Raw genomic sequence first — 15,271 nt, 5'->3', positions numbered from 1 at the left:
GCAGCTATAGGCGGGCGCTTGCCGCCATCAAGGAAAAGCGCATGGCCTTTGCCGCTCCCACTGCCGACCAGCTTCTTGCCCTGCGCGCATGCGCGGGGATCGACGAACTTGCGGCGGAACCCCGGTTCGCCGCCGCCAGCCCCGACCTGGTCGAGGCGATCGTCGAAGGGATCGGCGCGTTCGCGACGGGAGAGTTCGCTCCCCTCAACCGGCTCGGCGATACCGAAGGAGCGCGGCTTGCCAACGGCACGGTAACCCTGCCCGCGGGGTTTGCGGAAGCCTATCACCATTACGTGGAGCAAGGCTGGGGCGCGGTCGCCGGACCGGAGGAGTTCGGGGGCCAAGGGCTTCCCTTCAGCCTGGCGACTTGCGTGATGGAGTCGCTGGGGGCCGCCAATCTCGCCTTCACCCTGCTGCCGATCCTCACCGTGGGCGCGATCGAGGCGATCGGCCATCACGGCAGCGAGGCGCAGAAGGCCCTGTTCCTGCCCAAGCTCATTTCCGGCGAATGGTCTGGCACGATGAACCTGACCGAGCCGCAGGCGGGAAGCGATGTCGGCGCGTTGCGCACTTCGGCGACGCGGATCGAAGATGGGGAGCATGCCGGGCGCTACCGGATCTCGGGCACCAAGATCTTCATCACCTTCGGTGAGCACGACCTGGCAGAGAACATCATCCACCTGGTCCTGGCACGCACACCCGATGCTCCGTCCGGATCACGCGGCATCTCGCTGTTCATCGTTCCGCGTCACCACGTCGCGGCGGACGGCACGATCGGACCGCGCAACGATGTGCGCTGCGTCTCGATCGAGCACAAGCTGGGCATCAACGCCTCACCGACCTGCGTGATGAGCTACGGCGATAACGGGGAATGTATCGGCGAGCTGATCGGGCGCGAGAACGAGGGCCTCAAGGCGATGTTCACGATGATGAACTCGGCCCGCATCAATGTCGGCAGCCAGGGCGTGCAGATCGCCGAACGCGCCCTGCAGGCCGCCGCCGAGTACGCCCGGACGCGCGTCCAGTCGGCACGTGCCGGTTCGGCCGACAAGGCGCCGGTCGCCATTATCGAACATCCCGACGTTCGCCGCATGCTTCTGAGGATGCGCGCGCTGACCGAGGGTTCGCGAGGCCTGCTCTACTACACTGCGGGCCAGGTCGATCGCGGCGCGCTGGGCGATGCGGCCGCTCAAGCCCGCGCGGACCTACTCGTCCCGCTGATCAAGGGATGGGGCAGCGATATCGGAATGGAGGTCGCGAGCCTTGGCGTCCAGATCCACGGCGGGATGGGGTTCGTCGAGGAAACCGGCGCCGCGCAGCACTATCGCGACGCCCGGATCGCGCCGATCTACGAGGGGACCAACGGCATCCAGGCGGCCGACTTCGTCACGCGCAAATTGGGCTACGACAATGGCGGCGTGCTCGCCGAACTGATGCGGGAAATCGCCGAGGACGCGGCGGGTGAGGCGGAAGGTCTCACCGCACTCGCGCGCGAATGTGCCGAGATCGGCTCGTGGATGGTGAACGAGGCGAGCCTCGACGATCGCCTGGCCGGAGGCACCGCCTTCATGACGATGAGCGCTGTCGCGGTGGCCGGCTGGCAGCTGCGGCGCGAGGCACGCGTGGCAACGGGCGCCGCTGCCCAGACCAAGCCGGTCGTCGCCCGCTTCTTTAACGAACAGATCGTCGCCGAGGCACGGGGGCTTCGCACTCAGGCCCTCGCTGGCTCTTCTCTTCTCTACGCGCTCGACAGCGCGGCACTGGCAGGATGAACGACGGGGGTCAGGACCCAGCGCTGGCGCGCATCGCCTCTGCGCTCGAGCGGCTGGCCCCTGCTGCGGCCACACTCACCGATTGGCTGGCTAACCCTGCCTACGTGCGCGACGCAAAGGGCGTGCGTGCGGTGGAACGGCTCGACGCGCCGCCGTTAGACCTGCTGCGCGGAATCGACGCCCAGAAGCTGGCGGTCACCGCAAACATCGGGCGGCTTGCGCAGGGATTTGCCGCGCATGACATGCTGCTCTGGGGCGCGCGCGGGATGGGCAAGTCCGCCCTGCTCCGCGCCGCTGTCGCGGCGGCACAGGATGTGCCCGGCGCATCCCTCGCACTCGTCCAGGTTGCGCCGGACGCGCTTGACGGCCTTGCGACGTTGTTCGCAGAACTCCGCCTGGTTTCGCGCAACTTTCTCGTATTTCTCGATGACCTCGGTTTCGAGGGCGACGATGCCGACGGCGGCCGGAATTTGCGCAGCTGGCTCGATGGTGGGGTGGAGGCACGCCCCGCCAATGTCAGGCTCGCGGTTACATCCAATCGCCGGGCGATCGTCGAACGCCACGCCGCCGAACAGGACGATCCGCTAAATCCGCGTGACGCGGTCGACGACCGGCTGGCCCTGGCCGACCGCTTCGGCCTGTCGCTGGGCTTTCACGCCTGCAGTCAGGACGACTATCTCGCCATCGTTGCCGGCTACGCCGAGCATTTCGGCCTTGCCTGGGATCGAAGCGAGGCGCTCGAATGGGCAAGACGCCGGGGCGCGCGCTCGGGCCGCGTCGCCTGGCACTACGTCACCGACCTCGCCGGGAGGAGCGGTCGAGCGCTGGGCTAGTTTCTCGTCTCGAAAGCCGAGCCCTTGCTGCCCTGCGGGTCGGGAATATTGAACTTCGTCCCGACCGGATCGCTCTTGATCGCGGTGATGGCCGGTGCCGGCGCCGCGCCGGGGGCGGTAACCCGCCAGATGGCGTTGCCGACATCGTCGCTGACCAGCATGGCGCCGTCCTTGGCAAATACGACCCACACCGGGCGCCCGTGAGTGCGCTTCTGGTCGGGCGTGAGGAAACCCGTCAGCACTTCTGTCGGCTTCGAGCCGGTAGCGTTGCCGCGGGTGTCGAAGGGCACGAAGACGACATCGTAGCCCGACAACGGCTTACGGTTCCACGAACCGTGGCGTGCGATGAACGCACCATTGGCAAAGGCCGGTCCCATCAGGTTGCCCGGCCGGGCAAACGCCAGGCCCAAGGGGGCGACATGCGCGCCCAGTGCGTATTCGGGCTTGCGCACGTATTCGAAGAAATACTGCGGCATCGGTGCGTCGACCCGGTCGTCCATCTTGTCCTTCCAATAGACCCACGGCCAGCCGTAGCTGGCGCCGAAGGGAACGTTGGTAAGGTAATCGGGCACGAGATCCGAGCCGAGCTGGTCGCGCTCGTTCACGACCGTCCACAGTTCGCCGGTGTAGGGATTGAAATCGAGGCCATTGGGATTGCGCAGGCCGCTGGCGTAGATCCGCGAATTGCCCTTCACGAAATCGTATTCGTGGATGGCGGCGCGGCCCTTCTCTGCCTCGATTCCGTTTTCGGCGATGTTCGAGGACGACCCCACGGTCACGTAGAGCTTGGACCCGTCGGGCGAGAGGAGCAGATTGCGCGCCCAGTGATTGCCGTTGCCCGGAAGGTCCATGAGCTTGGTCGGCGCACCGGTCAGCGTCGTCTCGCCTACCTTGAATGGGAACGAGAGAACGGCGTCGGTATTGGCGACAAGCAACTGCTGACCACCCTTGCCATCGTCGCGCAGCGCCATCCCGAACGGCGACTTGAGGCCGCTGCGGAACAATGTCTTGCTGTCGGCGCGTCCGTCGCCGTTCGTATCGCGCAAAAGCTGGATCCGATCGGGCGACGAACCGCCAGCCCCGACGCGGTTCATCAACCACTTCATCACGAAACCGGTGATGCCTGAAGTGTCGCGCGGCTGACTGTTGGTCTCGGCGACCAGAACGTCGCCGTTCGGCAGGACCAGCATCGTGCGCGGATGATCGAGACCGACTGCGAATGGCGCCACCTGAAGGCCCTGCGCGGCAACCGGCGTTTCGCCAGCCTTCCAGCCTACCGGCTTGGCGGTCACTATCGTCGGGATGGTCTGCGGGTCGGGATCCTCGATCGGCGGCTTCGGGCCGCTGAGCTGATCCGTGGTCAGCTTGCCCACGTCGGGCCGTGTCACGAAGTAAAAGACGAGGCCGAGGACGACTATGACGCCGACGATGCCGAGGAGGACCTTGCGCGCTGTGCTCATTCCTCAGCCATATTGCGAGCGCAGTCGCGCGGCAATGGCGCTTGCGACGGCGTCCGCTTGGAGTAATGCGGCGCAATGTACGAATTTGCCCCCGCGCCCGGCCAGGCGAAGCCGGAATTCTACGCCGATCTGCTCGCCGCTGCCGATGCGCTGACCGCGGACGAGCCTGACCGTGTCGCCAACATGGCGAACCTCGCCGCACTGATCTGGCAATTCGTCCCTGCCCTGAACTGGGCGGGATTCTATCGAGTGATCGGGGATGAACTGGTCCTTGGCCCGTTCATCGGCAAGCCGGCCTGCATCCGGATCGCGATCGGTCAGGGCGTATGCGGGACAGCGGCGCAGAGCGGGCACACGCAGACCGTGGCCGACGTTCATGCCTTTCCCGGTCACATAGCCTGCGATGCGGCCAGCGCGTCGGAACTTGTCGTGCCGCTGGTGCATGAGGGCAAGGTCGTGGGGGTGATCGATCTAGACAGTCCCGATCGCGCGCGGTTCGATGCAGAGGATGCCGCCGGGATCGAAGCCCTCGCCGCGCTGGTCGCCGGGCGCATCGCTTAGCCCGCTCTGCTCCGCGTCAAATAGGGACACCGGTACTGTCCCGCATCCTCGCGTCTGGCGCGACTTCTCGCGGATAATTAGGGTTGGGCGGAATTGTCCGGATCAAATGATCGGACGGCTTTCACGGAAAACCGTCATGCGAAAAAGCACGCTCCTCTCCTTAAGCAGCGCCCTGGGCGCGCTCCTGTTCGCCGGGAATGCGCGAGCCCAGAGCGAATGGCCCGAGGTTCGCGACGTGGCCGTCTCCGGAAATGGTTATTCGCAGACTTATGCGCAGGGCCATCCACTGCCAGCACCCATCCCTCAATCGGTGCTCATTCCGGCGGAGCTTGCGAAGCGGGTCGCTGCCTGCTCCGGGGCCGGCTCGGCAGAGTGCGATGCCGCCGTTGCGGCGCTCCCTCCGGGCTACAACCAGCCGGGCGGTTACACCCTGGTGCCGGTCACCGTCCCTGGCGGGGTGATCACCCGGACTGTGACCACAATCGAGGAGTTGGTGCCGGAAACCGGGGAGACGCGCCGCAGCATCCCGGTGCGGGCGCAGCCGCCCAACCCACGCTCCCGCCGCTGAAGACGCGACGGAAGCGGGGAGAACAGGTGCCGAGGCCGATCAGAGCTTGCGCCCGATTAGCTCCTTCATGATCTCGTTCGTGCCGCCGAAAATCCGCGTCACCCGCGCGGCGCGCCAGCTACGGGCGATCGGATACTCGTTCATGTAACCGGCGCCCCCGTGAAGCTGCAGGCACTTGTCCATCACTTCCCACTGCAGTTCGGTGTGCCACAGCTTTGCGGCCGCGCCTTCCTCGGGCGTCAGTTCCCGCTTGAGATGTCGGGCCAGCGCCCAGTCAAGGTGAGCCCAGCCGACCTGGAGCTTCGCCTTAAGGTCTGCGAGGACGAAGCGCGTGTTCTGGAAATCGAGCACCGGCTTGCCGAACGCCTTGCGATCGCGCGTGAACTCCACTGTATCGTCGAACGCGCGCTGGGCCGCGGCCTGCGCGCTAACCGCGATCGACAGACGCTCCTGCGGCAGCTCGCTCATCAGGTAGATGAAGCCCTTGCCTTCTTCACCGAGGCAATTCGTGATCGGCACGCGCACGTCCTCGAAGAACAGCTCCGAGGTGTCGGCCTCGTCCTGTCCGATCTTGTCGAGGTTCCGGCCGCGCTTGAATCCTTCGCGGTTGGCCTCGACGAGGACGATCGAAACACCCTTCCACTTGGGCTCGATCTCGGTGTCGGTCTTAACGCAGACGAGGATGAGGTCGGCATTCTGGCCGTTCGTGATGTAGGTCTTGGACCCGTTGATCACGTAGTGGTTACCGTCCTTCTTAGCAGTAGTGCGCATCCCCTGAAGGTCGGAGCCCGTGCCCGGCTCGGTCATCGCGATCGCGGTCACGACTTCGCCCGAGACCATCTTTGGCAGCCATTCCTTCTTCTGTTCTTCGGAACCGTACGAGACGAGATAGTTCGTCACGATATCCGACTGGAGCGAGAAGCCGGTGGTGGCGCGGCCGTAATAGGCGCTCTCTTCGTCGACGATGGCGTTGTAGCCGAAATCGAGGCCGAGGCCGCCGTATTCCTCCGGAACCGTCGGGCAGAGCAGGCCAAGCTCGCCGGCCTTGGGCCAGAGGGCCTTGGGAACGATGCCGTTCTCGGCCCACTCGGCCGCGTGCGGGGCGATTTCCTTCTGCATGAACTGGCGCACGGTCTGGCGGAACGCCTCGTGATCATCGTTGTAGGCGGTGCGGGCGAGCTGATCGAGCGACATGGCGGTTCCTCTTGAGCTTTGAACTTGTGTTCTTGGCGGCGGGGATAGGCGCGGCGGGCGCGGCGGGTCAACGTCAATTTAATCGCCCGGTTAAGGGGCGGCCTGGGCGATGCGCGGTGCGGGCGCCAGGCTGGTCGGACCGAGGCGCGCCACGGGCTCTGCCCGATTGACGGTGACGGTGCCGATAATCGCCTGAGTAACGCCGAGCGCGCTCGCCGAAGCTGCGCTCAGGCGCACGCGGTAGCTGCCGTAGGGGACCTTCTCGAACAGGAAGAAGCCGTCGTATTCGCTGCGCGCAGTGGTCGTGACCGCACCGCGCATATCCACCAGATCGAGATCGACGCCTTCGCGCGGATCGCCATTCGTGTCGAGCAGAGTCCCCTCCACTTCGCCGGTCGGAACCAGCGCGATCGATACCTTGCTGGCGATTCCCGGGCGCGGCGTGATCACGATGCCCTTCGTTGCCGGCTGGAGCAGCGCATCCTCGAGGTCGGAAGTGTCGACCGAAAGCATCACCGGCTGGAACGGCCGCAAGCCGGTTACCCGGCTGCGTCCCGCGGCATCGGTCGGCACGGACTTGCCCGCCAGACCTGCGGCGACAATTGCGCCCTTCACCGCTTCCTCGCCCGCTTCGCGCCGACCGTCGGCATTCTCGTCGCGGAAGACCTCGACTGCCGCCTGGCCGTTGGTCGCCAATTTCTCGTTCGAAAAGCGGATGCGACCGTCGGTCGGGTCCTGTCCGAAGCTGAACGCGAACGACAGGCCTGCCCCCACGGTGCCGTCGGTCGCGACATCTCCTTCGGCCCGCAGCGAGAATTGCCGGAATTGGCGCACAAGCGCGACGCCTAGCCCCGCCCGGTGGTTTTCGGCCGTGTAGTCGCCGGTCACGCGCAGATCGGAACGCTCGCTCAGCGAAACCTCGCCGACCACGCGCGCCGCCTCGAAGCCGCCGCCGCCAAGGCCGAAGCGGCTTTCCCCGCGCAAGCGGACTTTGCCGATGGCGCTATTGGCCAGAAGGGTGAGCCGTGTCTCGTTACCGAGAGGACCCGGGGGGCCATAGGTCTCGCGCGTGCGGACACGCGAAAGCTCGGCGGTGAGGCTGATCGGGCGGGTGTTGATGGATACGCGCGTTAACGCTTCGGTAACTTTTCGACCGTCGCGGCCCTCTGCACGGCGCAGACCGATTTGCACGGGAACGTTCAGCCGCCCGAAGTGGAACGATTTCTCCAGTTGAATCAGGTCTTCGCGGCGCTGGTCGGCGGTGACGAGCTCGCTTTCGTAATCGCCCTGGACCCACAGCGTCTCGGCCTTGAAGTTCACGCCGTAAGCCGCGCCCAGCGCCTGGGCACGCAGCGCCCGGCCGCTGCCCACTCCAGGCACGGCAAACTGCTGAGCGCCCGAGAGCTCGACCAGCATCGGGCCGAGCGCACGGGTGAGCGTCGATTCTAGGTAGGTATGGCGCGTTCCATTCAGCATCAGGCTTTGCGCCGCCAGTCCGATGCCGGTTCTGGCATCGAGACCGCGCTCTACACCCACGCCCCAACGCCAACCGGCATGGGTGGGGTTAGAGCGATTGCCGAATTCGATCAGGTCGCGGCCCTGGTCGATAATCCCGGCCCAGTACCAGGTCTGGCCCGCCGGTATATTGTCCGCGCCGACCGGAACCTCGCTGGTCTCGCGCCGGATTTGTCCCTGAGGACCATAGAGCACGACCTCGAACAGGTTCTGGCCATAAAGCAGGTCGACATCGAGGAATTCGTAGCGCCCGTCCAGCCGGCCCTGCTCGAAGGCAAGGAGCTGGCCATTGCGGTAGAGTTCCGCGTCCCAACCGGTCGGAAGGGTCCCGCGAAACTCGGTGACGGCGAAGCGGTTGGGGCGTGCAATAGGGCGGTTGGAGATGAATACCCCTCGACCGACCGCGCTCTGGCCGGTCAGATTGCCCGCAAACGTCCCGACATCGCCGCCCGCCACTTGGGTCGCGTGCAACGGGCCGAGCAAGCGTCCCTGCGGGTCGCTGCGGTAGGCGCGCAGACGCAGGGTCGCGGGCCGCCCCACCGTGTCGGAGGCAAGCCTGGCATCGACGCTCGCGCCGGCGATCTCACCGGCAGCGAGAAACTCGAACCTGGTCTCGCGCAAAGTTCCGTAGCGCGGCTCGTTGCGCAGCGCGAACTTGATCAGGCCGTCAACCGATGGCGCGCGGAAGGCGCGATAGGGCGTCGGGGCCTGCGGCAGCAAGGAAATATCGAAGGGAGCTGATGGACGAAGTCGCGCGGCGCGACTCTTGCGCTCGATTGCGGCCAGGAAGGGAAGCTTGCGCTCGCTTTCAAGGATCAACGTCGCGTTGCCCAGGTCGGGACGCAACGTCACGCCCATCCAGCGCGACAGTGCTGTCGTCTCGACGCACCAGCCTTCCGCGGTGTCATGAATGTCTTCCGCACTGAGCGGCTGGACGCCGTTCACGTTTTGTACCGTGTCAGCTTCGCGGTCGAGGGTGAATTTTTGATCTTCTGCGAAAAACCAGCCGGTTGCGCGGCGCGACTTCTTGTCCATCCGAACGGGAAGATCGAGCGCCTGGACCAAGTCGGCGAAATCGACACAGACCCCGCTCGGCGTCTGATAGCCGCGCAGCGCTTCGCCTACGCGGTATCCGCTCGAACGCAAGTCAAGGAGAAGTGAATCGTCGTCGGTGGGCTTCCAACCCGGCGTAGCCGCGGCAACTGGCGCTGAAAACGTCAGAAGGCCGGCACCGCCAAGCAGTGCCAGCCCCATGGCCGTAGCCATCTTCTTCAAACCGGATATGGCCCGGCGCACCGTGCGTGGTCCCTTCAGGTCCGTACAGTCGCGGTGCTGCGATCAGCCAAGATTCGCGTCGACGGCGGCGATGAGCTTTCCGCCCCCTTCCGGCGCTTCGCGATATTCGAGCCGGACCGGTCCCCTCAGTTTCTGCGCCTGCTCTGCCGAGACAGGGAGCTTGACGGTACGCGCCGATAATTCGGGATAGATCGCCACCCCCCGCGCGAGGAACAGCGGTTCGCCGCCCCCGCGCGCCAGGACGCGCACTTCGCCGTAGAGCGACTTGTTGCCGCTGCGGGTCATGTCGAACCGGAGGAAAGTCGTCTCCCCGCGCCGGTCGACTTGCGGATTGCTGACTGCCGCGGTCGCCTCGACTAGTCCCTTGCGCACGATGATCGGAATGGTGACCCCGTAGATCGGAACAAGATTGACGATGAAGCCCTGCGTCGGCGGGGCCTGCTCGCGGGTCACCGGCTTGGCCTCGGGGATCGCGCGGAATGACATGTGCACGCGGTACTCGCCGTCGGGCAGGTCCGCGCCCGGGCGCGCGCTGATGCGGATCGATTGCGGCTGATCGGGAGCGAGCGTGATCCGGCGCGGGGCGTAGCGGATCATCTCCAGGGCCTTTGCCTCGACCGCGCTCGCCTGCTCATCGGGAACATCCTCGAGCTCGCCCGTGGGCAGCATGCGCCGCAACTCGAGCGAGATCCGGTAGGTCGCCGGTTCGGCCCCGATATTGTCGAGCACAACTTCCGTGCCCTGGTTGCCGTTGAGGATGACGCGCGTCGGGGCGACCAGCAGATCGCCCGCGGCGCTGGCCGGCTGCGCCAGCGCCAGGCACGAAATCCCTGCCATGAGCGCCTTGACCCAGGCTGCAGACCGCCGCGGCGCGATCGTCCCTTCCTGCATGATTCGTAACTCCTGAAACTCGATGGCGATGCCCTCTGCCGGGCCCGGTCAACGCCATAGGAAATCAGAGTTAATTTCCCGCTAACCCACTATCGATTGGGCTTCGCGCCTAAACGAGAAGGGCCGCGCCGGATTGCTCCGCCGCGGCCCCTGGATTCACCCGATGAGAGGTGGCCGCGAAAGCCGCCACGCCTCCTCAAATCGAGTTAAATCAGTTGTATTCGACCGAAACCTGGAACGTGCCGTTGTAAACGTCGGCAGCCTGGGTCGCACCCACGGTCAGCGTTCCGCCGACCTGGAAGGACGTGGTCCCGGCAACGAGCGTGTTCCCGTTGGGGAAATACTGCGTGAAGCTGCCCAGCGACATCGTGGCTGCAGTGCTGACGCCGGTCAGCGTTGCGGTGCCGGTCGGCAGGGTCACGGCAATGCTGGCGCCGGGCGTGCCGCTGACGTCGAAGACCACCGGAGTGGCCGTGCCGACGCAGACCAGCGTGGCCGAGCAGGTGCGCGCACCCGAAGCGGCGACGACGGCCGTGCCCGCACCGTTGACAGCGATCTGCCCGAAGTCGAGCGCCGAACCCGAACGGGCGGCGACAGTCAAAGTCGAGAGAATCTCGGCCTTGGCGTCGGCGGTGGCGGTGGCAGCCGCGTTGGCCGAGGTTGCCAGGGCCATCGAGGCGATCATGGCCGAACCGGCCACGGCGAGACGAACGAACTTCTTCATAAAACTTGGTCCCTAACTTGCGTTGCTTGCCCGATAAGGCAACGCGACGCGCTACCCCCGGAAGGACTATCCCAATCCATCCGAAAGGCGCTTTTAGGGAACCGGCGCTGCGTTTTCCCTTCCGGGAATGGTTAACGCGGTGACAAAATCCGTTAGATTCCGCCACCTGTGAGACGCTGGCAAATCAGGTCCAGCTGGTCGAGCGTCCGGTAGCGGATCGTGACCGCACCGGAACGGGGATCGGCATCGGCATGGATCGCCACCTTCAGTCCGAGAAATTCCTCGAGGTGACGCTGCACGGCGACGATATCCGCGGTGTCCGACGGGTCGCGGGTCGTACGCGGGCGGCGGGCCTTGTCCTCGGGATCACGCTGGGCCTTGCGGGCAAGACGCTCGGTCGCACGTACCGACAAACCGCGCGCAACCACTTCACTGGCCGCCGCGCCCGGATCAGGGACGTTTACCAATGCCCGCGCGTGGCCCATCGAAAGTTGCCCGTCCTGCACAAGTGCAAGAACTTCGGCCGGCAGTGCGAGCAGGCGCATCATGTTGGCGACGTGGCTGCGCGATTTGTCGACCATCTTGGCGATGTCCTGCTGCGACAGGCCATCCTCCTCGCTCAAGCGATGATAGGCCTGAGCCTCTTCGACAGGATTGAGATCCTCGCGCTGGAGATTCTCGATCAGCGCGAGCGCGGTCACTTCGCGGTCCGCAAGTTCGCGGACAAGGGCAGGTATCTCGTGAAGCCGGGCACGCTGCGCCGCCCGCCATCGGCGCTCGCCCGCAACGAGCTGGTACCGTCCATCGGGAGTCGGCCGGACGATGATCGGTTGAATCACTCCGCGCGCGGCAATGCTGTGCGCCAGGTCGTCCAGCGCCGATTCCTCGAAATGGCGCCGCGGCTGATCGGGGTGAGGCACGATGTCCGCGATCGCCAGCATCGCAAGTCCATCGCGCTTCGGCGCTTTCGACTGTTCGCCTGACTGGTGCGGAACTCCCGGTTGCACCAGCGCTACCAGTGGTTCTTCGCGGCGGGTTTCGCCCATCAAGGCACCGAGCCCGCGGCCCAGCGCCGCGGGGCGGCGTTTCGCATGGGGTTCCGCGGCACTTGCCGACGGCGTCACTGACAGCCGGATGATGTCGTCGTCCCGCGTCATGCTGCAATTCTCCGCTCGGGAAGGCGCCCGATAAGTTCCCGCGCCAGCGCCATGTAAGCCTGTGAACCCGCACAGTGATGGTCGTACACGAGGGCAGGAAGCCCATGGCTCGGCGCCTCGGACAGGCGGACGTTGCGCGGGATCACCGTCTCGAAGACAAGCGCGCCCAAGCACGAGCGTACATCGTCCGAAACCTGGTCAGTCAGTCGATTGCGCCGATCAAACATCGTAAGCACCACGCCGACGATGCCGAGCGACGTATTGAACCGTTGTTGAACTCTCTCGACTGTCTGAAGAAGCTGGCTTAATCCCTCCAGAGCAAAGAATTCGCATTGCAACGGGACCAACAGCGTATCGGCCGCCGTGAGCGCGTTCAGGGTCAGCAGGCCGAGAGAGGGGGGACAATCGATGAGGCAGATATCGTGGTCCGAGGCCCCCTCAAGAGCAGCTTTGAGCCTGTCCGTGCGGTTATCGATTCCAACCAGTTCCACTTCCGCACCCGAAAGATCGACCGTGGCAGGAACGACATCGAGACCGGGAATACGAGTCTCCTGGATGCACTCCCGCAGCGGCACCTGGTCGATCAGCAGATCGTAAGTCGATCTTTCCCGGCTTCCGCTGGCAACACCGATTCCCGTCGAAGCGTTGCCCTGCGGATCGAGATCTATGAGCAGAGTCCGCCAGCCAGTCGCCGCAAGCGCGGTGGCGACGTTTATGGCGGTGGTTGTCTTTCCTACTCCACCCTTCTGGTTCGCGACGGCGATGCAGATCATCTCTTGCGACCCTTTTCAATTACCGGACAGCCTCGCCCGACAAGGATACCCGCATCGGCAGAAGTGATGCTTTGTTCCACGTGAAACATCGTTTGAATGCGATTTGGCATTTCCAGCAATTCTTGCCGTGCATTGCGCCCCTTCGGCAACAACCAAATCGTATCCGGTGTGGAAAAACGCGCGGCCAGCCGCAAAAGCTTGTTCAGTGGCGCGAACGCCCGTGCGGAAATGCACGCCGCCTCGATCGTCTCGACAAGCTCGAGGCGTTGATGGACCACGACCACATTCCTCAAATCAAGCTCGACGGCAGCGTGTCTAAGCCACGCGGCGCGGGTTGCGCGGGATTCGACGAGAGTGACTTCGCGTTCGGGTGATGCAATTGCCACGACGAGGCCCGGAAAGCCCGCACCCGTTCCCAGATCAAGCCAAGATCCCGCCGGCAATGTTTCACGTGAAACCCAAAGCAATTGCAAACTGTCCGCGATATGGCGGAGCCAGAACTGGTCGAGCGATGTCGCGGCCACCAGGTTCTGTCGCTGGTTCTCGACAGCCAACAGTGGGGCAAGCGCTTCGAGTTGTTCGAGCGCCCCGGAGGGAAGTGGCCTGCTACTCACCCAACGTCGAGCATCCTCCTCGGTAGCCAGGATCATGCGGCGCGTCGGGCACGCTGGCGTGCGTGAACAAGCAGCAATGCCAGTGCAGCAGGGGTGACGCCGGGAACGCGGCCCGCTGCTCCCAGAGTGGCGGGACGTGCCGCATCAAGGCGCTCGACCATTTCCCGCGAGAGGCCGGGCAGCGCGGCGAACGGAAAATCGTCGCCCAGCGATACGCCTTCGCTTGCTCGCAACTCGCGAAGTTCGGCTTCCTGCCGCGCCAGATAAGGCGCGTAGAGCGCATCCTCCTCAATCTCTTCGACTAGTTCGCTCGGCAGGTCGGCACAGAACCCTCCAAGAAGGGCAACCGAATCCCACCCGATCTCCGGGAAGCGAAGCCAGTCGCGCAGTCGTCTTTGCTCGCCGTCCTCGGGCACCCGGTGCCCCAATGCCTTGAGCGCATGTGGTGCGGCGGTCGAATTCAGCACGGCCTCGGCACGCGCGAGCTGCTGGGCACGTTTGGCGAACCAGGCGGCACGTTCCGGACCCACGCAGCCTGCGTCGATCCCCAGAGGGGTCAGTCGGCTTGAAGCGTTGTTGGCGCGAAGTCTTAACCGATACTCGGCGCGTGCGGTGAGCATACGGTAGGGCTCGCTCACCCCGTGCAGGGTTAGATCGTCTACCATGACCGCGAGGTAGCTGTTGGAGCGGTCCAGTGCGACCGGCGTCCTCCCGAGAGCTGCCGAAGCGGCAGCCATCCCAGCCACGATTCCCTGACCGGCGGCCTCTTCGTAGCCCGTCGTGCCATTGATCTGGCCAGCGCAGTAAAGGCCAGGAAGCGCCCTCACCTCGAGCGTCGGGCGCAACGCCCGCGGGTCGATATGATCGTATTCCACCGCGTATCCCGGGACTATCATCTCGACCCGCTCAAGCCCCTGCATGGTGTGGAGCATCGCCATCTGCACGTCGGCCGGAAGCGACGTGCTGATTCCATTGGGATAGATCAATGGCGAGGCCATGCCCTCCGGCTCGAGAAAGACCTGGTGTCCGTCACGGTCGGCGAAGCGGTGGATCTTGTCCTCGATAGACGGGCAATAGCGCGGACCCTGGCCGCCGATGGCGCCACTGAACAACGGCGAACGATGAAGATTCTCGCGGATGACGTCGTGGCTGCGCTCATTCGTCCGAGTGATCGCGCAGAACAGCTGCGGGAGCGATCGCGCACCTGACATGGTCGACATCGTCCAGTGGTCGGTATCGCTCGGCTGCTCTTGGAGACGAGCCCAGTCGATCGTCCGCCCATCAAGCCGCGGCGGGGTGCCCGTCTTCAGGCGCGCCATCGGCAAGGCGGCGTCGCGGAGTTGCGCGGCCAGGCGGTGTGCCGCCGCCTCGCCGATCCGCCCGCCATCGATCCGCTCTTCCCCGCGGAACATCTTCCCCCCGAGGAAGGTGCCGGTACACAAGATCACCGCGCCCGCTGCAAGCGAAGTGCCATCGCCCAGTTCGACCCCGGTGACCCATCCGCCCTGTTGGCGCACGGCCGCAGCCTCGCCTGCGATCATGGTCAGGTTGTCCTGCCGCGCCAGCGCGTCCTGGATCGCGGCACGGAACAGTGTCCGATCGGCCTGCACGCGCGGTCCGTGAACCGCCGATCCCTTCGATCGGTTGAGCAAGCGATAATGGATCGCGGCACGATCAGCCGCCCGCGCGATCAGGCCGTCGAGCGCGTCGACCTCGCGAACGAGATGCCCCTTCCCCAAGCCGCCGATCGCAGGATTGCACGACATCGCACCGACTGTCGCCGGATCGAAGCTGACGAGGGCTGTCCGCGCACCCATGCGCGCGGCGACCGCTGCGGCTTCGCAGCCGGCATGGCCGCCACCAACTACGATGATGTCGAACGTCTTCACGTCAGGGCGAATAGCGATCCGCGG

13 protein-coding genes are annotated in these 15,271 nt (G+C 65.2%); 4 read left to right on the top strand and 9 right to left on the bottom strand.

Going from position 1 to position 15,271, the window contains the following annotated elements; all coding sequences use genetic code 11:
* Positions 1 to 41: 41 nt before the first annotated feature.
* Together ACFO0A_RS02575 and ACFO0A_RS02570 are read left to right on the top strand one after the other, a co-directional pair.
* Positions 42 to 1,772 carry an acyl-CoA dehydrogenase gene (locus ACFO0A_RS02575; protein ID WP_379537415.1) on the top strand — a complete coding sequence of 577 codons (1,731 nt, stop codon included), beginning with the start codon at positions 42 to 44 and terminating at the stop codon, positions 1,770 to 1,772.
* Positions 1,769 to 2,605, top strand: coding sequence for a DUF815 domain-containing protein (locus tag ACFO0A_RS02570; protein WP_379537414.1), 837 nt, complete (start codon positions 1,769 to 1,771; stop codon positions 2,603 to 2,605). Before ACFO0A_RS02575 ends, ACFO0A_RS02570 begins: the two co-directional genes overlap by 4 nt.
* Here the strand turns inward: ACFO0A_RS02570 and ACFO0A_RS02565 are convergent.
* Positions 2,602 to 4,065, bottom strand: a complete 1,464-nt coding sequence (locus tag ACFO0A_RS02565) for a PQQ-dependent sugar dehydrogenase (protein ID WP_379537413.1) — start codon at positions 4,063 to 4,065, stop codon at positions 2,602 to 2,604. The two genes, ACFO0A_RS02570 and ACFO0A_RS02565, sit on opposite strands and share 4 nt — an antisense overlap.
* Positions 4,066 to 4,140: 75 nt before the next feature.
* Here ACFO0A_RS02565 and ACFO0A_RS02560 point away from each other — a divergent pair, with 75 nt between their 5' ends.
* Complete coding sequence (locus ACFO0A_RS02560) at positions 4,141 to 4,626, top strand: GAF domain-containing protein (RefSeq protein ID WP_379537412.1); 486 nt, start codon at positions 4,141 to 4,143, stop codon at positions 4,624 to 4,626.
* Between the two features lie 136 nt (positions 4,627 to 4,762).
* Positions 4,763 to 5,194 (top strand): hypothetical protein, encoded by a 432-nt coding sequence (locus ACFO0A_RS02555; RefSeq protein WP_379537411.1) that lies wholly within the window; start codon positions 4,763 to 4,765, stop codon positions 5,192 to 5,194.
* A gap of 39 nt (positions 5,195 to 5,233) precedes the next feature.
* On the opposite strand, the gene ACFO0A_RS02550 is transcribed toward ACFO0A_RS02555, so the two are convergent.
* From ACFO0A_RS02550 to mnmG, 8 genes are all read right to left on the bottom strand, one after another.
* Positions 5,234 to 6,388, bottom strand: a complete 1,155-nt coding sequence (locus tag ACFO0A_RS02550) for an acyl-CoA dehydrogenase family protein (protein WP_379537410.1) — start codon at positions 6,386 to 6,388, stop codon at positions 5,234 to 5,236.
* 90 nt (positions 6,389 to 6,478) lie between these two features.
* The gene (locus ACFO0A_RS02545) at positions 6,479 to 9,169 is read right to left on the bottom strand and encodes a carboxypeptidase regulatory-like domain-containing protein (RefSeq protein WP_379537409.1); all 2,691 of its coding nucleotides are present in this window, start codon (positions 9,167 to 9,169) and stop codon (positions 6,479 to 6,481) included.
* A 72-nt stretch (positions 9,170 to 9,241) separates the two neighbouring features.
* Positions 9,242 to 10,090: a fimbrial biogenesis chaperone gene (locus tag ACFO0A_RS02540; RefSeq protein WP_379537408.1), complete on the bottom strand. Its 849-nt coding sequence runs from the start codon at positions 10,088 to 10,090 to the stop codon at positions 9,242 to 9,244.
* A gap of 211 nt (positions 10,091 to 10,301) precedes the next feature.
* Positions 10,302 to 10,814 (bottom strand): DUF4402 domain-containing protein, encoded by a 513-nt coding sequence (locus ACFO0A_RS02535; protein WP_379537407.1) that lies wholly within the window; start codon positions 10,812 to 10,814, stop codon positions 10,302 to 10,304.
* 152 nt (positions 10,815 to 10,966) lie between these two features.
* Positions 10,967 to 11,971, bottom strand: coding sequence for a ParB/RepB/Spo0J family partition protein (locus tag ACFO0A_RS02530; RefSeq protein ID WP_379537406.1), 1,005 nt, complete (start codon positions 11,969 to 11,971; stop codon positions 10,967 to 10,969).
* The gene (locus ACFO0A_RS02525) at positions 11,968 to 12,744 is read right to left on the bottom strand and encodes a ParA family protein (protein ID WP_379537405.1); all 777 of its coding nucleotides are present in this window, start codon (positions 12,742 to 12,744) and stop codon (positions 11,968 to 11,970) included. Before ACFO0A_RS02525 ends, ACFO0A_RS02530 begins: the two co-directional genes overlap by 4 nt.
* Positions 12,741 to 13,394 carry a 16S rRNA (guanine(527)-N(7))-methyltransferase RsmG gene (gene rsmG, locus ACFO0A_RS02520; RefSeq protein ID WP_379537404.1) on the bottom strand — a complete coding sequence of 218 codons (654 nt, stop codon included), beginning with the start codon at positions 13,392 to 13,394 and terminating at the stop codon, positions 12,741 to 12,743. Before rsmG ends, ACFO0A_RS02525 begins: the two co-directional genes overlap by 4 nt.
* Complete coding sequence (gene mnmG / locus ACFO0A_RS02515) at positions 13,391 to 15,247, bottom strand: tRNA uridine-5-carboxymethylaminomethyl(34) synthesis enzyme MnmG (RefSeq protein ID WP_379537403.1); 1,857 nt, start codon at positions 15,245 to 15,247, stop codon at positions 13,391 to 13,393. Before mnmG ends, rsmG begins: the two co-directional genes overlap by 4 nt.
* Between the last annotated feature and the right edge of the window lie 24 nt (positions 15,248 to 15,271).

Origin of the sequence: Novosphingobium tardum (genome assembly GCF_042652045.1) — a bacterium.
GTDB lineage: Bacteria > Pseudomonadota > Alphaproteobacteria > Sphingomonadales > Sphingomonadaceae > Novosphingobium > Novosphingobium tardum.
This window is presented reverse-complemented; position numbering and strand designations above follow the sequence as displayed.